Origin of the sequence: Streptomyces venezuelae ATCC 10712, from assembly GCF_008639165.1 — a bacterium.
Classification (GTDB): Bacteria; Actinomycetota; Actinomycetes; order Streptomycetales; family Streptomycetaceae; genus Streptomyces; species Streptomyces venezuelae.
In genome coordinates this window covers 4444222-4464299 of the sequence record NZ_CP029197.1, presented here as the reverse complement: position 1 = coordinate 4464299, position 20078 = coordinate 4444222, and the positions used below count along the sequence as shown (strand labels likewise).

Annotated in this window: 20 protein-coding genes; 11 read left to right on the top strand and 9 right to left on the bottom strand. The window is 73.5% G+C overall.

Going from position 1 to position 20078, the window contains the following annotated elements; translation table 11 throughout:
* Positions 1–74 precede the first annotated feature (74 nt).
* On the top strand, positions 75–647 hold the full coding sequence (locus tag DEJ43_RS20640) for a dihydrofolate reductase family protein (protein ID WP_015035322.1): 573 nt from the start codon (positions 75–77) through the stop codon (positions 645–647).
* Here DEJ43_RS20640 and DEJ43_RS20635 read toward each other — a convergent pair.
* The 3 genes from DEJ43_RS20635 to DEJ43_RS20625 form a co-directional block, all read right to left on the bottom strand.
* Positions 644–1570, bottom strand: a complete 927-nt coding sequence (locus DEJ43_RS20635; RefSeq protein ID WP_041662731.1) for an aminoglycoside phosphotransferase family protein — start codon at positions 1568–1570, stop codon at positions 644–646. The two genes, DEJ43_RS20640 and DEJ43_RS20635, sit on opposite strands and share 4 nt — an antisense overlap.
* 67 nt (positions 1571–1637) lie before the next feature.
* Positions 1638–2327: a copper homeostasis protein CutC gene (locus tag DEJ43_RS20630; RefSeq protein ID WP_015035320.1), complete on the bottom strand. Its 690-nt coding sequence runs from the start codon at positions 2325–2327 to the stop codon at positions 1638–1640.
* A 51-nt stretch (positions 2328–2378) separates the two neighbouring features.
* A complete protein-coding gene (locus tag DEJ43_RS20625) occupies positions 2379–3356 on the bottom strand; it encodes a hypothetical protein (protein ID WP_015035319.1) in 978 nt (325 codons plus the stop codon).
* Positions 3357–3540: 184 nt separating this feature from the next.
* On the opposite strand from DEJ43_RS20625, the gene DEJ43_RS20620 reads away from it, so the two are divergent.
* The 10 genes from DEJ43_RS20620 to DEJ43_RS20575 all read left to right on the top strand — a co-directional run bounded on the left by DEJ43_RS20620 (position 3541) and on the right by DEJ43_RS20575 (position 12721).
* Positions 3541–3825 carry a heavy-metal-associated domain-containing protein gene (locus DEJ43_RS20620; protein ID WP_015035318.1) on the top strand — a complete coding sequence of 95 codons (285 nt, stop codon included), beginning with the start codon at positions 3541–3543 and terminating at the stop codon, positions 3823–3825.
* 218 nt (positions 3826–4043) lie between these two features.
* Entirely contained in the window at positions 4044–6311 is a 2268-nt protein-coding gene (locus DEJ43_RS20615; RefSeq protein ID WP_015035317.1) for a heavy metal translocating P-type ATPase, read from the top strand.
* A gap of 37 nt (positions 6312–6348) precedes the next feature.
* Positions 6349–6630 carry a metal-sensitive transcriptional regulator gene (locus tag DEJ43_RS20610; RefSeq protein ID WP_015035316.1) on the top strand — a complete coding sequence of 94 codons (282 nt, stop codon included), beginning with the start codon at positions 6349–6351 and terminating at the stop codon, positions 6628–6630.
* A gap of 171 nt (positions 6631–6801) precedes the next feature.
* Positions 6802–7191 carry a BlaI/MecI/CopY family transcriptional regulator gene (locus tag DEJ43_RS20605; protein WP_041664095.1) on the top strand — a complete coding sequence of 130 codons (390 nt, stop codon included), beginning with the start codon at positions 6802–6804 and terminating at the stop codon, positions 7189–7191.
* Positions 7188–8099, top strand: a complete 912-nt coding sequence (locus DEJ43_RS20600) for a M56 family metallopeptidase (RefSeq protein ID WP_015035314.1) — start codon at positions 7188–7190, stop codon at positions 8097–8099. Before DEJ43_RS20605 ends, DEJ43_RS20600 begins: the two co-directional genes overlap by 4 nt.
* Positions 8100–8358: 259 nt before the next feature.
* On the top strand, positions 8359–8730 hold the full coding sequence (locus DEJ43_RS20595) for a GNAT family N-acetyltransferase (protein WP_223831057.1): 372 nt from the start codon (positions 8359–8361) through the stop codon (positions 8728–8730).
* A 258-nt stretch (positions 8731–8988) separates the two neighbouring features.
* Complete coding sequence (locus DEJ43_RS20590; RefSeq protein ID WP_158506264.1) at positions 8989–9846, top strand: SAM-dependent methyltransferase; 858 nt, start codon at positions 8989–8991, stop codon at positions 9844–9846.
* Between the two features lie 137 nt (positions 9847–9983).
* On the top strand, positions 9984–10424 hold the full coding sequence (locus DEJ43_RS20585; RefSeq protein ID WP_041662729.1) for a Fur family transcriptional regulator: 441 nt from the start codon (positions 9984–9986) through the stop codon (positions 10422–10424).
* Positions 10425–10521: 97 nt separating this feature from the next.
* Complete coding sequence (locus DEJ43_RS20580) at positions 10522–11544, top strand: helix-turn-helix domain-containing protein (RefSeq protein WP_015035310.1); 1023 nt, start codon at positions 10522–10524, stop codon at positions 11542–11544.
* Positions 11545–11668: 124 nt separating this feature from the next.
* On the top strand, positions 11669–12721 hold the full coding sequence (locus DEJ43_RS20575) for a helix-turn-helix transcriptional regulator (RefSeq protein ID WP_015035309.1): 1053 nt from the start codon (positions 11669–11671) through the stop codon (positions 12719–12721).
* Positions 12722–12981: 260 nt separating this feature from the next.
* On the opposite strand, the gene DEJ43_RS20570 is transcribed toward DEJ43_RS20575, so the two are convergent.
* The 6 genes from DEJ43_RS20570 to asnB all read right to left on the bottom strand — a co-directional run bounded on the left by DEJ43_RS20570 (position 12982) and on the right by asnB (position 19976).
* Positions 12982–13182 (bottom strand): hypothetical protein, encoded by a 201-nt coding sequence (locus DEJ43_RS20570; protein WP_015035308.1) that lies wholly within the window; start codon positions 13180–13182, stop codon positions 12982–12984.
* A gap of 216 nt (positions 13183–13398) precedes the next feature.
* Positions 13399–14703 (bottom strand): D-inositol-3-phosphate glycosyltransferase, encoded by a 1305-nt coding sequence (gene mshA, locus DEJ43_RS20565; protein ID WP_078508898.1) that lies wholly within the window; start codon positions 14701–14703, stop codon positions 13399–13401.
* Between the two features lie 137 nt (positions 14704–14840).
* The gene (locus tag DEJ43_RS20560) at positions 14841–16406 is read right to left on the bottom strand and encodes a class I tRNA ligase family protein (RefSeq protein WP_015035306.1); all 1566 of its coding nucleotides are present in this window, start codon (positions 16404–16406) and stop codon (positions 14841–14843) included.
* Positions 16407–16425: 19 nt separating this feature from the next.
* Positions 16426–17172, bottom strand: a complete 747-nt coding sequence (locus tag DEJ43_RS20555; protein ID WP_015035305.1) for an SDR family oxidoreductase — start codon at positions 17170–17172, stop codon at positions 16426–16428.
* A 91-nt stretch (positions 17173–17263) separates the two neighbouring features.
* Positions 17264–18169 carry a PrpF domain-containing protein gene (locus tag DEJ43_RS20550; protein WP_015035304.1) on the bottom strand — a complete coding sequence of 302 codons (906 nt, stop codon included), beginning with the start codon at positions 18167–18169 and terminating at the stop codon, positions 17264–17266.
* Positions 18159–19976, bottom strand: a complete 1818-nt coding sequence (gene asnB / locus DEJ43_RS20545; RefSeq protein WP_015035303.1) for an asparagine synthase (glutamine-hydrolyzing) — start codon at positions 19974–19976, stop codon at positions 18159–18161. The genes DEJ43_RS20550 and asnB overlap by 11 nt, the downstream gene beginning before the upstream one ends.
* Between the last annotated feature and the right edge of the window lie 102 nt (positions 19977–20078).

The window sequence follows — 20078 nt, the reverse complement described above, 5'->3', positions numbered from 1 at the left end:
CCGCCGGTCTATAGGTTGTACTCGCTGCTCGGCGGACCTGCTGAGCGACCGTCATGAACCCCATGGAGACCCGGATGCGCACCCTGATCAGCTCGGCCTTCGTCTCGCTCGACGGTGTCATGGAGGCCCCCGGCGGTGAGGAGGGCTACCGCAACGCGGGCTGGACCTTCAAGGACGTGGAGTTCGTGCCGGAGGCGTACGCGATCAAGGGCCGGGAGCAGGAGGAGGCCGCGGCGATGCTGTTCGGCCGGGCCAGCTACGAGGCGTTCAGCGCCGTCTGGCCCGACATGGAGGACTTCGCCCGCTACAAGACGCTGCCGAAGTACGTCGTGTCCACGACCCTCACCGAGGACGGCCTGGCCGACAACTGGGGCGAGACCACGATCCTGCGCTCGCTCGACGAGGTCGCCGCGCTGAAGGAGACCGAGGGCGGCCCGATCATCATGCACGGCAGCGCGTCGCTGGGCCGGGCGCTGTCGGACGCCGGCCTGATCGACCGGTACCACCTGCTGGTCTTCCCGCTGCTGCTGGGCGCGGGCAAGCGGCTGTTCAGCGGGACGGACAAGGACACGCAGAAGCTGAAGCTCGTCGAGCACGAGACGTACGCCAACGGCATCCAGAAGAACGTGTTCGACGTCGTCCGCTAGGAGGCGGTGGCCCCCGCGAGTTCCGCGTACTCCGCGAGCGCCTCGGTGCGGGTGCGGCGGGCGACGGCCGCGAGCACCTCGTTCCTCCCGCGGTAGTGGTGCTCGGTCACCAGGCCCCAGGCCAGCGCCCAGCCCCGGCCGCGCGCCCAGGTCGCGTCGTCGACGCGGGCGGCTTCGCGGAACAGGGGGCGGGTGGCGGCGGTGAACAGGGTCCAGGCGGGCAGCGTGTCGCACGCCGGGTCGCCCGTCCCGAGGCCGCCGAAGTCGATGACGGCGCTGAGGCGGCCGCCCCGTCCCAGCAGATTGCCCGGCAGCAGGTCGCCGTGGACCCAGACGGGCGGGCCGTCCCACTGCGGGAGCCGCAGCACCGCCTCCCAGGCGGCGGTCGCGAGGCCGGCGTCGACGAGGCCGTCGGCCGCGAGGTCGCGGACGGCGGCGGGCAGCTGGCCCTCCTCCCAGGCGGTGACCGGGCCGCCCCGGAAGGAGGCGGGCCCGTCGCTCGCGTCGACGGCGCGCAGGGCGGCGCCGAAGCGGCCGAGCTCGACGGCGGCGTGGGCGAGGTCGGTGAGCGGGGCGTTGTACGTGTCGTCGCCGTCGAGCCAGCGGTAGACGGACCAGGGGTACGGGAACTCGGGGCCCGGCTCGGCCCGGCCCACCGGGACCGGGACGGCCAGGGGCAGGTGCGGGGCGAGCAGGGGCAGCCAGCGCTGTTCCTTCTCGACGTGCCGGGCGGCGTACGCGACGCGGGGCAGCCGTACGACCAGGTCGTCGCCGAGCCGGAACATGACGTTGTCCGTCCCGGCCGACGGCACGGCCCGCACGGGAAGCCCACCCCACTCGGGAAACCGCCCGGCGACGAGCCGGCCGACGAACTCGACACCGACGGGCCCCTCCGGGGAGGCCGGGGGTGAGATGACTGCCATGCCCGGAGGCTAACGACCGGGCGGATCCGACGGCGAACGGTTTTCCCGCCGTACCCCCCTCGGGGCCTTACCCGTCCAGCGCCTCGCGCCACGCCCGTACCGCTGCTGCCGAGACCGGGGACGTCCAGCCGTGGGGGCGGGCCGCGCCGCCGATGTGGAAGGCGTCGAGGCCTGCCGCGCGGAGTTCGGGGAGGTGGTCGAGGCGCAGGCCGCCGCCGACGAGGATCTGCGCCTCGTAGCCGGGCTCGCCCCGGCGGGCGGCTTCGGCCTTGAGGGTGGCGAGGCCGTCGTCGACGCCGGTCGCGGAGCCGGCCGTCAGGTAGGTGTCGAGGCCGGGCAGGTCGGCGAGCCGCTTGCGCAGTCCGTCGCGGTCGGCGGCGCGGTCGATCGCCCGGTGGAAGGTCCACCGGCAGCCGTCGAGGACGGCGATGAGCCGTTCGACGGCGACGAGGTCGGGCTCGCCCTCGGCGGTGAGGAAGCCGAGGACGAACTCGTCGGCGCCCGCCGCGCGGAGTTCCTGGGCCCGCGCCACCAGCGCGTCGACGTCGCCGGCCGCGAAGCCGTCGGTGAGGCGGAGCATCACGCGCAGCGGGATGTCGACGGCGGCGCGGATGGCGGCGAAGCCGGTCCGGGACGGGGTGAGCCCGTCGGCCGCCATGTCGGTGACGAGTTCGAGCCGGTCGGCTCCACCGGTCTGGGCAGCGACCGCGTCTTCCTCGTCGAGGGCGATCACCTCAAGGACTGCACGGTTGCTCACGAGCCCATTCCTCCATGAATGCGTCTCTACAGGTCTAGTCCAATGACCAGCCTAGCCGTGCGCGTGGCCTCCCGCATCGTGCGTGGCCTCACCCGTCGCGGGAACGGACGCGTTTCCGCCGCCCGTCGTGACCGTGAACGACGCCGTCCGGACCTTGCCCTCGTGCTGGAAGTCGAGGAACAGCCGGTACGTCCCCGCGCTGGGCGCCGTCGCGGTGAAGGAGACGTCCGGGCCGGGGCCGCCCTCGTTCGGGTGCACGTGGAGGTAGGCGAGGTCGCCGTCGCGCAGGGCGACGAGGTGCCCGTACGCCCCGAGGTACGGCTCCAGGTCGGTGACCGGCTTCCCGCCCTTGGTGACGGTGAGCTTCAGCTCTCCCGCCTTGCCGGGGTCGAGGACCCCGCCGAGGCGGACCTGGTAGCCGTCGACGGTCGCGGTCGGGGCGACGGCGGGCAGCGGCTTCGGGGCGTACGCCCCCGGGACGGAGAGGTCGGCGCCGAGCGTGACGCCCTTGGCGCCGGGCGCGGCGGGCTTGAAGTCGGCGAAGGCCTTGTAGCCGCCGGCGGCGGGCAGGTCGGCGTCGACCGACCAGGTGCCGTCGGCCGCCTTCACCGGGTGGAGGTGGCGGAAGGTGTTGAGGTCGCGCGAGGCGACGATGAAGTGCAGTTCCTTGCCGTGCTCGGTGGTGAAGGCGGTGACCTTCCGGCCGGCGGCGTCCTTGATCGAGAACTTCAGGACGCTCTTTCCGGCGGCGGGGACGGGGGTCTCCAGGGCGAGGGTGTAGCCGTCCTGGGAGATCTGGAGGCCGCCGGGGAGTTCGGCGGCGGTGCCGGTCTCCGGGGTCTGCGCGCCGTGGCCCGCGTGGCCGTCCGCGGCGGTGCTCCCGGTGGGGGTGGGCGCGGCCGCGTGGTCGCCGTGTTCGGCCTTCTTCGGTTCCTCGACGGGGCCGACGCCCTTGCCGACCCCGTACGCGGTGCCGAAGGTCGCGGCGAGCGCGGCGGCAAAGGCAGTGATCTTCACTCCGGTGTTCATGGCTGCTCTCCCGTGCGGGTGGGTGGCGTGGGTAGCCGTTCGATGCACTTCACCATACCCCTGGGGGGTATCAAGTCAAGTCGGGGTACTGCTTGCGTCCGATACGGGAGGGGGGTATACATGGAACCGAAGCCGATACCCCCCGAGGGTATCCAGCCGCACCGGAACCGACCAAGGAGAAGCCATGGGCTCCTGCTGCACCCCCGACAACAGCTGCTCGACCACCGCGGAGACCACCGCCGTCGCCGTCGCCGACAGCACCACCACGGTCTACGCCGTCTCCGGCATGACCTGCGGTCACTGCAAGACCGCGATCACCAAGTCCGTCAGCGCGCTCGACGGCGTCATCTCCGTCGACGTCGACGTGGCCGGCGGCCTGGTCACCGTGACCACGGGCGGCGAGCCCGACGACGCGGCGATCACCGCGGCGGTCGACGACGCGGGCTACGAGCTCACCGGCCGCGCCTGACCACCGCCCCCCTCGGCCGCCGGGCACGAGGCCCGCCGCTCCCGCGCGATCGCCTCCAGCCGCGGGACCGGCGAGTGAGCCGAAGGGGCGCGCCGGGGGAACGGACCCGAGCGCGCGGAGCCTCCCGAGGAACGAGGGAGGCGAGCACGGTCGGGGCCGTGAGCCCGGCTTCGGCGCCCCGGAGGCGAACCGAGCCCATACAAAGAGGAGCAGGAGCTATGACAACGACGACACCGGGCACCGCCCAGGTCGAGCTCGCCATCGGCGGCATGACCTGCGCCTCGTGTGCGGCCCGCATCGAGAAGAAGCTCAACCGGATGGACGGGGTCGAGGCCACCGTCAACTACGCCACGGAGAAGGCGAAGGTCACCTTCGACGCCGACATCGACGTCGCCGACCTGATCGCCACCGTCGAGGCCACCGGCTACACCGCCGCCGAGCCCGCGCCCCCGCGGTCCGAGACCCCCGGCGCCCCGGACGGCCCGTCCGACGAGGAGCGGGCCGACGAGGAACTGCGGCCGCTCAAGCAGCGGTTGATCACCGCCGTCGCGCTCGCCGTGCCCGTCATCGCGATGGCGATGGTCCCGGCGCTGCAGATCGAGTACTGGCAGTGGCTGAGCCTGACGCTCGCCGCGCCCGTCGTCGTCTACGCCGCCTGGCCGTTCCACAGGGCCGCCTGGACGAACGCCCGGCACGGCGCCGCCACCATGGACACGCTGATCTCGGTGGGCACGATCGCCGCGTTCCTCTGGTCCCTGTGGGCGCTGTTCTTCGGCACGGCCGGCACGCCGGGGATGACCCACCCCTTCGAGTTCACCATCGCCCGCACCGACGGCGCCGGGAACATCTACCTGGAGGCCGCGGCCGGCGTCACCGCCTTCATCCTGGCGGGCCGCTACTTCGAGGCCCGCTCGAAGCGCAAGGCCGGCGCCGCGCTCAAGGCGCTGATGCAGCTGGGCGCGAAGGAGGTCACCGTCCTCAAGGACGGCCGCGAGGTCACCGTACCGACCGGCGAACTCCAGGTCGGGGACCGCTTCCTGGTCCGCCCGGGCGAGAAGATCGCCACCGACGGCACCGTCGTCGAGGGTTCCTCGGCGGTGGACGCGTCGATGCTGACCGGCGAGTCCGTGCCCGTCGAGGTGTCCGTCGGCGACTCCGTCACCGGCGCCACCCTGAACGCCGGCGGCCGCCTCGTCGTCGAGGCCACCCGCGTCGGCTCCGACACCCAGCTCGCCCGGATGGCGAAGCTCGTCGAGGACGCGCAGAACGGCAAGGCCGCCGCCCAGCGCCTCGCCGACAGGATCTCCGCCGTCTTCGTGCCGATCGTCATCGCCCTCGCGCTGGGCACCCTCGGCTTCTGGCTGGGGACGGGGCAGGGACTGACCGCCGCGTTCACGGCCGCCGTCGCCGTCCTGATCATCGCCTGCCCCTGCGCCCTGGGCCTGGCCACCCCGACCGCGCTCATGGTCGGCACCGGCCGCGGCGCGCAGCTCGGCATCCTGATCAAGGGGCCCGAGGTCCTGGAGACCACCCGCAAGGTCGACACGATCGTCCTGGACAAGACCGGCACCGTCACCACCGGCCGGATGACCCTCCTCAAGGTCCACACCGCCGAGGGCACCGACGAGACCGACGTCCTGCGCCTGGCCGGCGCCCTGGAACACTCCTCCGAGCACCCCATCGCCCAGGCCGTCGCCACCGGCGCCACCGCCAAGGTCGGCACCCTGCCCACCCCCGAGGACTTCGCCAACATCCCCGGTCTCGGCGTGCAGGGCGTCGTCGAGGGCCATGCCGTCCTCGTCGGCCGGGAGAAGCTCCTCGACGAGTGGGCCATGGCTCTCCCGGCCGACCTCAAGTCCGCGAAGGAGACGGCCGAGAAGGCCGGCAAGACCGCGATCGCGGTGGCCTGGGACGGCGAGGCCCGTGCGGTGCTCGAAGTCGCGGACGCGGTGAAGGAGACCAGCGCCGAGGCCATCAGGCGGCTGCGCGGTCTCGGTCTGACGCCGATCCTGCTGACCGGTGACAACGAGGCGGTCGCCCGGGCCGTCGCCGCGGAGGTCGGCATCGACGAGGTCATCGCGGAGGTCATGCCGCAGGACAAGGTCGACGTCGTCAAGAAACTCCAGGCCGAGGGCCGTTCGGTGGCCATGGTCGGCGACGGCGTGAACGACGCCGCGGCGCTCGCCCAGGCCGACCTGGGTCTGGCGATGGGCACGGGCACGGACGCCGCCATCGAGGCCGGCGACCTGACCCTCGTACGCGGTGACCTGCGGGCCGCGGCCGACGCCATCCGGCTCTCCCGCAGGACGCTCGGCACGATCCGCTCGAACCTCTTCTGGGCCTTCGCCTACAACGTGGCGGCGCTGCCGCTCGCCGCGGCGGGGCTGCTCAACCCGATGATCGCGGGCGCGGCCATGGCCTTCTCCTCGGTCTTCGTGGTGGGCAACAGCCTCCGCCTGCGGGGCTTCCAGGCCGCCGACCGCTGACGAACTCCCTTCCGCGCCAATCCTCGAGGAGCCCGCCGTGGCCGGTTACGGACAGCACAAGGAAGACATCATCAGACGCCTGCGCCGGATCGAGGGCCAGGTCAGGGGGGTGCAGCGGATGGTCGACGAGGACGTCTACTGCATCGACGTCCTCACCCAGGTCTCCGCGATCAACGCGGCCCTGCAGTCCTGCGCGGTGGCCCTGCTCGACGAGCACCTGAGCTGCTGCGTCACGGAGGCCATCGCGCAGGGCGGGGACCAGGCGAAGGTGAAGGTGGGCGAGGCCTCGAAGGCGATCGCCCGGCTGATCAGGACGTAGCCCCCGAGGGGGCCGGATGGACCGCCCTTGCGCACGTCGGCGCGGGGGCGGTTCCGCGTGGCGGGCCCGACGGGGGTCGGCCGGGAGCCCGCCACCGTACCCCTGGGGGGTATATCTTCGCGAGATGAGCGGCCCGTACGATGGGCCGCCCGTAGGGGGGAGGGGATGCACGTGCGCCGGCTGGGAGAGCTGGAGGCCGAGATCATGGACCGGCTGTGGGCCTGGCAGCGGCCCGCCACGGTCCGCGAGGTCGTCGACGACATCAACCGGGGCCGCCGGGTCGCCTACACGACGGTCATGACGGTCGCGGACATCCTGCACCGCAAGGGCTGGCTCCGCCGCGAGAAGGCGGGCCGCGCCTGGCTGTACGAGCCCGTCCGCAGCCGCGAGGAGTACACCGCCGGACTGATGCGGGACGCCCTCGGCGACAGCCAGGACCGCCCCGCCGCCCTCCTGCGCTTCGTGGAGGTCATCTCGGACGAGGACATGGACGCCCTCGACGCGGCGCTCCGCGCGGCCCGCGGCGACCAGGAACCGCATCCCGGCGGGAGCGCCGCGTGAACCACCACCTCCTCGTCCCGCTCGGGGTCGTCGCCCTCACCGGCTTCCTCGTGCCGTGGCTGGTCGTCCGGGCCCGCTGGGCCCAGCAGGCGCCGCGGCTCGCGCTCGCCGTCTGGGCCGCCTGCGGCGCCCTGTTCGCCGCCGCGACCGCGCTGGTCCCCGCCCAGCTGGTGCTGCCGATCGAGAGCAGCCACCGGCTCGCGGACATGATGTACGCGCTGCGGCCGCCCACCGTCGGGCAGCTCCTGCACCTCGACGGACGCGAGCGGTTCGCCTTCGCGCTCTCCCTCGCCGTGCTCTCGCTGCCCGCCGCCGCGTTCGTCCACCGCCTGGCCAGGGCGCGTCGGGTGCGGGTGCGGCACGCGGGGGTGCTGCGGCTCGTGGGACGGTACGACCCGGCACTGCGGGCCACCGTCCTCGACGACGACCGGCCCGCCGTGTACTGCCTGCCCGGCCGGTCGCGCCCGATCGTCGTCTCCTCCGGCGCGGTGGACACGCTGACCCCGGCCCAGCTCGCGGCGGCGCTCGCGCACGAGCGGGCGCACATCTCGGGGCGGCACCATCTCCTGGTGGCGGCGACGGAGGCCTTCACGGCGGTGTTCGCGCGTCTGCCGCTGGCCCGGCACGGCGGAGCCGCCGTACCGCTGCTGCTCGAAATGGCCGCGGACGACCGGGCGTTGCGGCGCTGCACGCGGGACGCGCTGGCCACCGCGCTGTACGCGCTGGCCTCGGGGCGGGCGCCGCGCTCGGCGTTCGCGGCGGGCGGCCCTTCGGCGGCGCTGCGGATGCGGCGCATCCTCACCCCGCACAGCGCGGGCCATCCGGTGCTGCGCGGGCTGCTGACCGTGGGGGCGGCGGGACTCGCGATCACGCCCTTGATCGTCGCCTGCTGTTCCTTCCCCGGGTAATTGACTCGCTTCACCCCGTCCGATCCGCCGAACGACCCTATTTACTAAGCGAATTCGTAGATTTCGCATCGGTCACGGTCAACTGAATTCCCCGCTATCGTGGGTATGTTGGGGCACGGGGTTCGGCACGTCGAAGGGTACGGAACCAATGCAGCTGGCTGGCGTTCGGACGGCCGCGGCCGGCGATGCGGCGACGATATCCAGGCTGCTTGCGGACGTCATTCGGAGCAGCTACACAGGAATCCTCGACGAAATCCCGATGCGCCGGCTGATCTCCGCACAATGCGCACTCCCCCGCATACGCGCGGAAATTGAAATTCCGGGAGGCGCGCCCGGCTGGCTCGGCTGGCTCGTCGCGACCGACCCGGACGGCACGGTCGTCGGCGTCGCCGCCGGCGGCGTCCCCGTCCCGGGCGAGGGCGAGGTGTACGCGCTCGCCGTGGAGTCCGGCTCCCGCCGCGGCGGTGTGGGTACGGCCCTGCTGACGGCGGCCACGGACCGGATGCGCGGCTTCGGCGCCCGGGCCCAGCGGGTGGAACTCCCCGCGGAGGCCGACCCGGCGCTCCCCTTCTACACCCGGCTGGGCTTCACGGCCCTGTCACCGCGGCGCCTGTCCCGCACGCTGGCCTGAGCGGGCCGGCTTCGGACCCGCCCCGTCGCCGCCACGGGCGCCCACAGGGGCGTACTCCGCGGCGCACTCCAGAGGCGTGGCAGATCCACGCCATCGCGTGTTCACGCAGCCCGATCCGGTGGATCGGGGTTCCCTCCGCAGGTCAGGATGGGTCCAGCGGCGCGGTCCCGGCGGCACGGGTACCTCGTCCGGACGGCATGGACCGAGCGAGCCCCTGGAGGAGCGATGCACACACCGAGCGGCACTTCCCTGCCCGTCGTGCCCGCAGCGTTCGCTCCGGTCCTGCCGTCCCGGTACCGGGAGCGGGAGCCCGCCCCCGGCGCCGGCGTCCGGGTCACCCCGGAGACCCTGCCCGGGCTCGAATCCGTCTCCCCCGCCGACGAGCAGTCCGTCTGGCTGCACGACTCCCTGCTCGGCCCGCACAGCGCGGACATCGTCCGGTACCTCAGCCTCGCCCGCTCCACCGGCGGACCCGTCCTCGACCTCGGCTCCGGCGCCGGGCGGCTCGCCGTCCCGTTCGCCCGGCACGGCTTCGCCGTGGAAGCCGTGGACCGGGACGCCTCGGCCCTAGAGCGCCTCGAGAGCTGGGCCCGCCGGATCGGTCCGCAGGTGGCCGGTCTGGTCGTGACGCACCGGACGGACCTCACCGAGCTGCGGCTCGACGGCAGCTACCGGCTCGCGCTGCTCGCGGGGGCGATGGTCACCGCCGTCCCCCCGACGCGGCGCCCGGAGCTGCTACGGGAGGTGGCCTCGCACCTGGCGGCGGGCGGGGCGCTGGCCCTGGACTACACGGCGCACCAGCTGCCGGGGCTGATCGCGGAGCCGCAGCGGACCTGGGCGTTCCAGGTGCCGCGGTTCGACGGCGTCGACGAGTGGGTGGTGGCCCGGCAGGTCTTCGACCTGCCGTCGATGAGCGAGCGGATCACGTACTACGCGGCAAGGACCGGGAAGCTGTCCACGGAGCGGGTCGTGCTGACCACCGACAAGTGGATCGTGGATCCCGAGCGGCTCGCGGCGGAGCTGCACGCGGCGGGGCTGCACATCGAGGGCCGGCGGCGGCACCGGATCGACGAGCGGACCGAGTCCGTCCTGCTGGTGTGCCGGACGGACGACTGAGCGGGCGGACGGCCGGTCGGACGTGGGCGGCCGGACGCGGACGGCCGGTCGTACGGATGAAGAGCCCTGCCGAGGTTGACGAGCAAGAGGTACGATGCCCACAAAAGTTTGAGCCGACCAGGTGGCGGGCGGAGAAGATGGCAGTCGTGGAAGAGCTGACGGGCCGCGAGGCGGTGATCCAGCGCCTGCGTGACGTCGGGCTGCGGGTCACGGGCCCCCGCCTGGAGGTGCTCACGGTGCTCGCCGCCGGCGGCCATCTCGACGTCGAGGCGATCACCACCACCGCCCGCGAGCGGCTCGGGACGCTGACCAGCCAGGCCGTGTACGAGATGCTGCGGCACTTCCAGGAGACCGGCCTGGTCAGCAAGTTCGACCGGCCGGGTCTGCCCGCGGTCTTCGAGATCTCCGGACCGGCGCACCAGCACGCGCTGTGCACGGTCTGCGGCCGCGTGGAGAACGTCGCGGCGACCGCGCCGGCGCCCCCGAAGGGCGCCCTTCCGCAGTGGCGGGTCGACGACGCGGAGATCGTGTTCAAGGGTCTGTGCCCCGACTGCCGGACGTCCGCCGCCGACGGCTGACCCACGGTCAACTCCGTGCGTGTCGTTCGATTTTGTGGCAGGGTCTAGCGGGGCGATTCAACAGGGTCCACCGGATCCGAGGGGAGTCTGCTGCGCCGTGTCCAGAAACGCCGCCGTGTCCCGCGTGGGCAGCGAGCAGGCCCTCGCCGTCTACCAGGAACTCCGCGCCCGCCCCGACGCCTCCTTCGACGAGGCCGCGGACCGCCTGGAGCTCACCGCCGAGGAGCGGCAGCGCTGCCGCGGGGAACTCGCCTCCTTAGGGCTCGCCCCCTCGGACCTCGACGGCGGCCGGAGCGTGGTCGAACCCGATGTCGCCCTGCTGCGGCTGCTGCGCCGGGAGCGCGACCGGCTCCAGGACCGGCTCGCCGCGACCAGCCGGGCGCACACCGCCCTCGAAGCGCTCGCCGGACCGTTCCTGCGGGCCGGGGCCGCGCCCCGCTCCGAGGTCGAGGTGGAGATCGTCACCGATCCGCAGCGGGTGCTGCGCGAGCTGACCGAGCTCACCGGGTCGGTGCGGACCGCCGTGCACGTCATGCACACCGGTTCGGTACGCCGCGAGGACATGGCCGCCGAGCTGGAGCGCGACCGCTCCCGGGCCGCCCGGGGGGTGCGGGTCCGCGCCATGTACAGCCGCCGGGTCGGCACCGTGCCCGAGATGACCCAGCACCTCGCGGACCGGGCCGCGCTCGGGGTGGAGCTGCGGCTCTCGGCCGTCGTCCCGATGAACATGGTCCTCGCCGACGAGAACTTCGCCCTGCTGCCGACCGACCCCCACGACCCGGACTCGCCGACCATCCTGGCCCGGGGGCCCGGTCTCGTCCGCTCCTACCTCGCGCTCTACGAGTACTGCTGGCAGGCGGCCGCCCGGTACGGCGAGGAGCCCGGCGAGAACGGCGGCGACGGCCTGTCCGACCAGCAGCGGGCCGCGCTCCACATGCTGGCGTCCGGCATCAAGGACGAGCAGATCGCGCGCAGTCTCGGGGTGTCGCTCCGGACGGTCAGCCGGCTGCTCTCGGAGGTCATGCAGGAGCTGGGGGCGGCGAGCCGCTTCGAGGCCGGGGTGAAGGCGGCCCGGCTCGGCCTGCTCGACGCGGAGGGGTCCGAACACGGAACCTGGTAAGGGGAGTTGCGGTGCGGCACGGTAGGTGCGGTGACGCGTACGGGCAGTACGGAACGGACTCCCGCCGAGCCGTGTGACAAGGTGAGGGCGGGGCGACTCGGAGGATGAGGGGGGTCACTTCGCCATGGTCACTGCGGGCGACGGCATCGGGGACGGCGCGACCGACGTCCTCCTTGCCGTGTACCAGGAGCTGCGCCGCCGGGGCGTCTCGGACTTCGAGGAGGTCCGCAGGGAACTCGGGCTCGCGGCGGAGGAGTACGAGCGATGTCGTGGCGAACTCCTGACCCTGGGCCTCATCGTTCCCACCGGGCAGGCGCACGCCACCGTCACCGCCGTGCGGGACGGCAGCTGGCGCTCCGAGACGGACACGGTGGCGGCGATCGACCCGGAGATCGCGCTGCTGCGGCTCCTTGAGCGCGAGCGGGAGCGGCTGCGGGAGCACCTGGCCGAGGCCGACGAGGCGTACAGCACCCTGGAGATCCTGGCCGGCTCGTATCTGCGGGCCGAGGCGCTGGCCCGGGCGGAGGCGCACGTCGAGGCGCTGACCGACTACCGGCGGATCCAGCAGGCCATCGAGGACATCACCGATGTGATGCAGGAGAGTTCGGCCGCGCTGCACCCGGGGACGCCGGGGCGGCAGAACCCGGAGCGGATGCTCGACCGGGACCGGCGGCAGATCGCCAACGGGGTGCGGGTGCGGGCCATCTACGGCCGGCAGGAGGCCACGGACCCGCAGATGGAGAAGTTCCTGGGGCAGCGGGCGGAGCTGGGCGTCGAGATCCGGCTGGCCCCGGTCGTCCCGATGAACCTGATCATCGCCGACCAGCAGTTCGCCCTGGTCCCGATCCGGCCCGAGGAGCCCGGTGAGGGCGCGATCCTGGCGCGGGGCAGCGCTCTCGTACGGCCGTATCTGAGCCTGTACGAGCACTGCTGGCACACGGCGACGCCGTACGGGAACGAGGCGGCGGCGGAGACGGGCGGCGACGGCCTGTCGGAGCAGCAGCGGGCGGCGCTGCACATGCTGGCCTCGGGGATGAAGGACGAGCGGATCGCGCGGACGCTGGGGGTGTCGCTGCGGACGGTCAGCCGGATGATCTCGGAGCTGATGCAGGAACTGGGCGCGACGAGCCGCTTCGAGGCGGGGGCGCGCGCGGTGCGGCTCGGCTGGCTGGACTGACCGGCGGCCGGTACGCATCGCCCCGGGACATCGGGGCGGAAAACGGCGGGGCCCCGCAATCGTGGCAGCGATTGCGGGGCCCGGCGGTGACGGAATTCCCGGGTGGATCACCCCGGGGGGAATCCCCGGACGAATCCCCGGACGAATCCCCGGGCGAATCCCCGGGCGAGTCATCGGGTGAATCCCCAGGAGAATCCTCTGGTGATTCCCGGGGAGAACCCCCGGGCGCCTCCCCGGCGTGAATGTCCCAAGGGGTGACGTCAGTTGGTCGGGGTCGGCTTCGGCGGAACGACCGGCCAGCCGTTGTCCTCGGCGACGCCGGCGACGGTCTGCGGAGTGACCGGGCCGCTGTCGGAGGCGACGGCGAAGGCGGCGCCGCCCGCGACGACGGTACACGCCGCCACGGCGACCAGGAGCTGACGGACGGCCTTGCGGATACCGGTGTTCTGCGCAACGGACATGATTCCTCCAGGACTTGGAATGTGAATTCCGCCTTCGGGGGCCCGTGCCGCCGGGCGTTCCCTGAAGACATCTCCATTCTGTCCCGGCCTCCGAATCGAATCCAGGGATCCTCTCTGCGTGGACTCGCCATGGCGTGGATGCGTCAATCGGCCATACCCACAACGGAATTGACCGATCCGGGACTCACCATATCTTTGGTCGAACCAAAAGAGGTGCTAGACTTGTGCGACGGCCTTCTCATTCCTCCAGGAGAGAGGGGCCGTCGGGGCAGGGGCGTGCCGCCGCCCCTGCCCCACCACCCCCGGACGGGCCGGCCGGGGCACCTCCGCGAGCGCCCCCCGGTACACCTCGAGGGTCCGGCCGGCCGACGCACGCCAGCTCATCCCGCGCGCATGACGCACCGCCGCCTCGCCCATCGTCGCCACCACCTCCGGGTGCGCGGCCAGCCGGCGCAGCCGGCGCGCGTACTCCACCGGGTCGTGACCGCGCACCAGCATCCCCGTCACCCCGTCCCACACCGCCGTCGGAAGACCGCCGACCGCCGCCGCCAGCACCGGCGTCCCGCAGGCCTGCGCCTCCACCGCCACCAGCCCGAAGGACTCGCTGCGCGACGGCACCACGAGCACGTCCGCCGCCCGGTACCAGTCGGCGAGCCGCTCCTGCGGCACGGGCGGGAAGGAACGCAGCACATCGGTCACGCCGAGCTCCGCGGCCAGCTGCCACGCCGTCCCCTCGCGGCCCGCGCCGGAGTGCCCGCCGACCACCGGCACCAGCAGCCGGCGGCGCAGCTCGGGGGCGTCCCGCACCAGCTCGTCCACCGCCCGTACGAGCACGTCCGGACCCTTCAGCGGCTGGATCCGCCCCGCGTACAGCGGCACGAACGCGTCCGCCGGCAGGCCGAGCCGGGCACGGGCCGCCGCCCGGCCGTCCCCGGGGTGGAAGGTGCGCAGGTCGACGCCCGGCCGGACGACCTCGGTCCTGCCCTCCTCCGCCCCGTACAGCGTGCGCAGCGCCGCCGCCTCGTCGGCGGTGTTCGCGATCAGCCGGTCCGCCGCGCCCACCACCTGGTGCTCGCCCCGCACCCGGAGCTCCGGCTCGGGGGCGTCACCGGCGGCCAGGGAGGCGTTCTTCACCCGGGCCAGGGTGTGGGCGGTGTGCACCAGCGGCAGCCGCCAGCCCACCGCGGCGATCCGGCCCGCCTGCCCGGAGAGCCAGTAGTGCGAGTGGATCAGGTCGTAGGCCCGCTCCTCCTTGAGCAGCGCCAGCGAGAACGGCACCACCAGGTCGGGCATGGCCTCCTTGGGGAGCGCCGCGCGGGGACCGGCGTGCAGGTGCCGGACTCGGACGCCGGGGGCGAGGGTGACGAGCGGGGGCAGGCCCTCGCCCCGGCAGCGGGTGAACAGGTCGATCTCCGCACCCTGTTCGGCCAGGGCGCGGGCGAGCTCGACCATGTAGACGTTCATCCCGCCGGCGTCCCCCGTCCCGGGCTGGTGGAGCGGGGAGGTGTGGACGCTGAGCATGGCGACGCGCAGGGACACGTGGGGCTCCTGAGGAGTGGGGGGCCACGTGTCCCTGCGCGTCGCTCGCGCGCGCACGGTCACGCGGCAGGGTCTACTGGAATACTTAGTTGCTTAGTAGTAGGGGTCGTGGGCGGGGATCAGAATCCGAAGATCGGGCCCGACGGCGGTGCCAGGCGGGTCCCCGGAAGCGGGGCGGTCAGGGCCTGCCAGTCGACCGGGCGCCCCGGGGACACCTGGAGCGCCGACGCGAGCCGGTCGGCACCCTCCGGCATCACCGGCCGCGACCACGCCGACAGTGCCGAGGCCACCGCCAACTGCCCGGCCAGCGCCGGAAGGTGACGGCACGAGGTGCTGGGGCGGCACCTCTCGTGGGCGTTGACGTGACCGAAGTCCGCCACCGAGCGGACCATCTCGTCAAGCACGGCCACCGCCCGCCGCGGGTCGAAGGCGTCGGGGCCGTACGCCTCTCGGAGGTCGTCCACGCCCCGGTGCAGCCGCCGCTCCAGGACCTCCCAGCCGGTGCCGCCGGGCAGCGCCTGCGGGGCGAGGCCGTCGCACTCCTCCCGTACGGCGGCGAAGAGCCGGGACAGCCAGCTGTTCCAGTTCTCGTCCAGCTCGCGCCGGGCCGCGGCGAGCCGCTCCCGGTGGAAGACCGTGCGGCGGCCCAGCGGACGGGCCTGCAGGACATGGCGGCGCAGGGTGTCGGAGCCGTACTCGGTGAGCAGGTCGAGCGCCCACACGTTGCCCTCCTGGACGCCCTCCTCGATCACGTACGACTCGTTGACGTTGAAGTCCTGCGGCAGCTTGATGTCCTGCGCGAGCAGCAGCACCGGCAGCAGCACGGCGTGGCAGAAGGCGTGTCCGAAGCCGCAGAAGTGGATGGCGCGGCGGGGCAGCGGGCCCGTCACGTCGTAGCCGAAGAGGTGCATCGCGGCCGCCTCGAAGCAGCCGTCGATCCGATGGTCGGGGAAGCCCTCGACGGGCACCGGCAGCCCCCACTCGGCCGGGTGGCCGACCGCGATGTCGGGCAGGCCGTCCTCGACGAGCGACTCGCACAGCGCGGCCAGCCGAGGCGGCAGCCCCGCCGTCGCCCAGTAGTCGGCGAGCGTCTCCCGGAACGGCTCCAGGGGGACGTAGAGCCGGCGGCAGCGGCGGGCCACCGCCGGGGTGTCGCAGAGCGCGCAGCGGGCCGCGATCAGGTCGCCGCCGTCGTTCGGGCGGGCGCACTCGTGGCACATGCCGCCGTCGCTCACCGCACCGCAGTGCGGGCAGGTGCCGGTGGCGTGCGCCCCGTACAGCCAGCGGTCGCAGGGCTCGCAGTACGGGAGGAGACGGGTGCGCGGGGCGATGACGCCCTGCGCGAAGAGCCGGCCGAACAGGTCCTGCACCCAGCGCGCGTAGCCCTTGTCGCGGCGGGGACGCACGATGTGGTCGAACTCCACGCCCGACCGGAGCCAGTCCGCCGTGATCGCCGCCCGGTAGCCCTCCGCGACCTCCTCGGGCTTGCGGTGGTGGCGCAGCGCCCGTACCTCCACGGAGCTGGCGTGGTCGGCGGTGCCGGTGGTGAACCGGACGGCCTCGCCCTCCGCGCGCAGATAGCGGGTGAGGACGTCGGCGGCGACGTACGGCCCGGCGAGATGGCCGATGTGGAGTTCGCCGTGGGTGGCCGGCGGGGTCGCGGTGATCCAGACAGGGGTGCTCATGGGACCTCCAACGAGGGTTTCAACGCGGCTCGAAATGGAAGGAGCGGATGAAGCAGTCCCGGGGCTGCTCGACCGCGTAGACGATGCATTCGAAAAGGGCCTGGGTGGTCAGCTTCTCGTCGGGCGCTATTCCGTCCGGATTCGATCCGTCCCATTCCGCGAACCGTGGGTCGGAGGTCGAGAAGTCGGGCGGGAAGAGCGAGAAGACCCGGACGCCGGAGGGCCGCAGGCGGCGCGCGAGGATGTCGGCGAACCCCGCCTGGGCGCTCTTCGCCGCCCAGAAGGCCTCGTGGGCGGCGCCGGCGGCCGCCGCGGAGGCGCCCTCGGCGTCGCGCACGGCGACCATGTTGACGATGTCGGGGCGCAGCGAGCCGCGCAGCAGCGGCAGGAAGTGCTTCACCATGAGGACCGTGCCGCCGGCCGTCGACTCGATCGTCTCCACGATCTCGGCGTCGCTCGCCGCCTCCAGGTCCATGCCGTCGAGCCAGCGGGCACCGTTGTTCACCAACAGGTCGACGCGGTCGGTGCGTTCGCCCACGCGGGCGGCGAACTCCCGGATCTCGGCGGGCTTGCTGAGGTCGCAGCCGAAGGCGTGGATACGGTCACGGGCCGAGCCCATGACTTCGGTACGGGTGCGCTCGGCGGCCTCGACCGTCCGCGCCGACACATAGACCTCGGCGCCGAGATGGGCGAATCCGACGGCGAGCGCGCGACCGAAATAGCGGGACGCGCCGGTCACGACGACACGCAGATTCTCGAATTTCATGTGTGTCTGCTCTCCCCACGGATACCGATGGCCGGTCCATTTCAGCGTGGCAGAGGAAGACGGCTCCGGGCCTGGTGAGCGGGGTGCGCGTTCACGCCGTTGCGTGGACACGCCACGGCACGTCGAGCCTCCTCAGCAGCTCGGCGCGCTTGTGGTGGACCCTGACGCGGTCGGGCGCCACGGAGACGGTGACGGTGCCGCCGGGGGTGTGGACCTCGCCGTCCACGGGCGGCACGACGGTCCCGTCGAGCGCGCCCGCGGCGGCGAGGGCGGCGGCGCCGGTGAGCGCGAGCCGGGGGTGCCAGCCGCCGACGGTGAGGGCGCGGACGGTGAGCCCGCCGGGGCCGGCGCCGACGACGGCGATCTTGGGGAGGGCGGAGTGCGGCGGATGCCCGAGGAGCCGGGCGGCCTCGGCCCTGAGCCGTTCGAGCCGCGCCCGGAGGCCCTCGTCGGGGAGGTGCCGGGCGTCGACGAAGACGTACGGGTTGCCGTACCGGACGAGCGAGACGGGCACCCCGTCGAGGACGTCGACGGGGCGGCCGGTGGGGAGGGTGCCGGGGGCGGTCGGGGGGCGGAGGAAGTGCAGCGTGTACGTGTCCGGCGGGCCGCCCGGCTCGGGCGCGCACAGGACGGTGTCGCCGGTGGTCACGGCGCGGACGGTGACGGGTCCGGGGCGGCCGTCGGCGACGACGCAGGCGAGGAGCGAGTGCCCGCACCCGGCCCGGAAGTCGAACCGGACGTCGAACCGGCCTGCGGGGAGGACCTGGACGAAGCGGTAGGCGAGACCGGCGGGCCCGGTCCCGTACAGGGCGATCTTGCGGATGCCGGGCACGGCCCGGCACACCTCGACGAGTTCCCGCCGCAGGGCGAGTGCGCCCACCGGCAGCCGCTCGACCCGCAGGACGAGGGTGGGACCGGGGGCGTCGAGGGCGCGGACGACCGCCGCCCGCACGGGCAGCGGTCCGCGCGGCGGTGGCGGCGGCGCTTCAGGCCGCACAGCCGACGGGGATGCTCAGGGACCGCACGACGTCCGTCCACAGCTCGTGGACCGCCAGCGCCCACAGCGCCTGGGCGTCGTGGTGGGAGGGCCGTTCGAGGTGCCGGGCCAGGAGTTTCTGGACGCGGTCCGCGCGGACCTTGCCGCCCAGGACCAGGCGGGCCGGGGAGAGCAGCTCCCGGACGGTGTCCAGGAGCGGGCTGCCGGGGGCGAGCATCGCCGCCAGGGGCAGCGTGAAGGGCTGCTTGGGGCGGCGCAGGACCGCGGAGGGCAGCAGCTCGGCGCCTGCCTCGTACAGCGCCCGCTTCCCCGTCCGCGCCCCCGTGGGCAGCGACCGCGCGTGCGTCACCACCGCCGGCTGGCAGAACGGCATGCGCGCCTCGACGGCCCACGCCATCGACAGGTGGTCCACGCGCCGCAGGTGGTACGCGGGCAGCCGCCACCGCGTCTCGAACGCGGTCGTCGCGGTGAGCCGGTCCTCGCCGATCGCCTCGGCCGAGCGCAGTTCCTGCTCGATGCGGTCGGCGGCGGAGCCCTGATCGGCGATGAACGCGCGGTAGTGGGAGGTGTAGAGGTGCTCGCGGAGGAGGCGGGGCGCGGCCGAGAGCGCGTCCGCGTACGCCCCGGCCCAGTCCGTGCCCGCCGGCGCGGCGAGCGCGGCACGCATCCGGTCGTACCCGCCGAAGAGTTCGTCGGCGCCGTCGCCGGTGAGGGCGACGGTGAAGCCGTTCTCGCGGACCGCGCGGAACAGGGCGTACGTCGAGAGGGCGATGGGGTCGGCGTTGGGCTGGCCGAGGTGGCGGACGGTCCGGGTGAGGAGGGACCCGATCTCGTCGGGGTCGACGGCGACCTCGTGGTGCACGGTCCTGGCGCGGCGCGCGACGGAACGGGCGTACGCGGCTTCGGAGTCGGGCCACCGGCCGCGGTAGGTGAGGTGGAAGGTGTGGAGCGGCGGCGCGTCGGTCTCGCGGGCGTGTTCGGCGGCGAGCGCGGTGACGAGTCCGGAGTCGAGGCCGCCGCTGGTGATCGCGCAGACGGGCACGTCGGCCCGGGCGAGCCGCCGCACCTCGTGGCGCAGCACGTCCTGGGTGTCGCCGGCGGGCGCGGCCCGGTGGGGGCCGCGGCGGCGGACGACGGGGGCGGCGCCGGGCCGTACGAGGGCGGTGGCGCCGGGCGGCAGGACGCTGACGCCGTCGAGCGCGGTGTGGGTGGAGAAGGAGGTGCGGGTGGCGAGGACGGTGTCGAGGGAGTCCTCGCGGGGGGAGATCCGGACGCCTTCGAAGGCGAGGAGGGCGGGGATCTCGGAGGCGAACCGGGTGGAGCCGCCGTGGGGGTCGTGGTGGAGGTGGACCGGCTTCATGCCCATGTCGTCGACGGCGAGGACGAGTTGGGTGCGGCCCGGCCGCAGGTCGAGGACGGCGACGGCGAACATGCCGTCGAGGTGCTCGGCGAAGGCGGGCCCGTACTCGGCGTAGAGGGCGGGCAGCAGGGTGCCGTCGCAGCGGTCGGGGAAGCGGTGGCCGCGGGCGGCGAGGGCGCGGCGCAGTGCGGTGTGGTTGTAGATCTCGCCGTTGAGCACGGCGAGGACGCCGGGGAGGTGCGGCAGCCGGTAGGGCTGCTGTCCGCCGCGGGGGTCGGTCACGGCGAGCCGGTCGCAGCCGAGGGACCAGCCGGGGCCGCTGAGCACCTGGTGCTCGTCGGGGCCGCCGTGGCGCTGGCGGGCGGAGACCGCCATGAGCGGGGCCGGTTCGGGACGGTCCGTGCCGGCCGCCGTCCCGGCGGCGAAGGAGCCGAAGATCCTGCACATCGCGGTCACCCTCCAAGCAATCACCCGGACTGTCCAATGATTTGAATCTACCAAATTTTTGAATGGCGCGTAAGTGCCATGTCGCGTTCACGCCACGGCTTG

Bases quoted from the DNA above. Each gene is read 5' to 3' on its own strand.
- DEJ43_RS20575 (WP_015035309.1), top strand. From the start codon at position 11,669: ATGGTCACTGCGGGCGACGGCATCGGGGACGGCGCGACCGACGTCCTC.
- DEJ43_RS20560 (WP_015035306.1), bottom strand. From the start codon at position 16,406: ATGAGCACCCCTGTCTGGATCACCGCGACCCCGCCGGCCACCCACGGC.
- DEJ43_RS20635 (WP_041662731.1), bottom strand. From the start codon at position 1,570: ATGGCAGTCATCTCACCCCCGGCCTCCCCGGAGGGGCCCGTCGGTGTC.
- asnB (WP_015035303.1), bottom strand. From the start codon at position 19,976: ATGTGCAGGATCTTCGGCTCCTTCGCCGCCGGGACGGCGGCCGGCACG.
- DEJ43_RS20620 (WP_015035318.1), top strand. From the start codon at position 3,541: ATGGGCTCCTGCTGCACCCCCGACAACAGCTGCTCGACCACCGCGGAG.
- mshA (WP_078508898.1), bottom strand. From the start codon at position 14,703: ATGCTCAGCGTCCACACCTCCCCGCTCCACCAGCCCGGGACGGGGGAC.
- DEJ43_RS20640 (WP_015035322.1), top strand. From the start codon at position 75: ATGCGCACCCTGATCAGCTCGGCCTTCGTCTCGCTCGACGGTGTCATG.
- DEJ43_RS20625 (WP_015035319.1), bottom strand. From the start codon at position 3,356: ATGAACACCGGAGTGAAGATCACTGCCTTTGCCGCCGCGCTCGCCGCG.
- DEJ43_RS20615 (WP_015035317.1), top strand. From the start codon at position 4,044: ATGACAACGACGACACCGGGCACCGCCCAGGTCGAGCTCGCCATCGGC.
- DEJ43_RS20555 (WP_015035305.1), bottom strand. From the start codon at position 17,172: ATGAAATTCGAGAATCTGCGTGTCGTCGTGACCGGCGCGTCCCGCTAT.
- DEJ43_RS20570 (WP_015035308.1), bottom strand. From the start codon at position 13,182: ATGTCCGTTGCGCAGAACACCGGTATCCGCAAGGCCGTCCGTCAGCTC.
- DEJ43_RS20585 (WP_041662729.1), top strand. From the start codon at position 9,984: ATGGCAGTCGTGGAAGAGCTGACGGGCCGCGAGGCGGTGATCCAGCGC.
- DEJ43_RS20595 (WP_223831057.1), top strand. From the start codon at position 8,359: ATGCGCCGGCTGATCTCCGCACAATGCGCACTCCCCCGCATACGCGCG.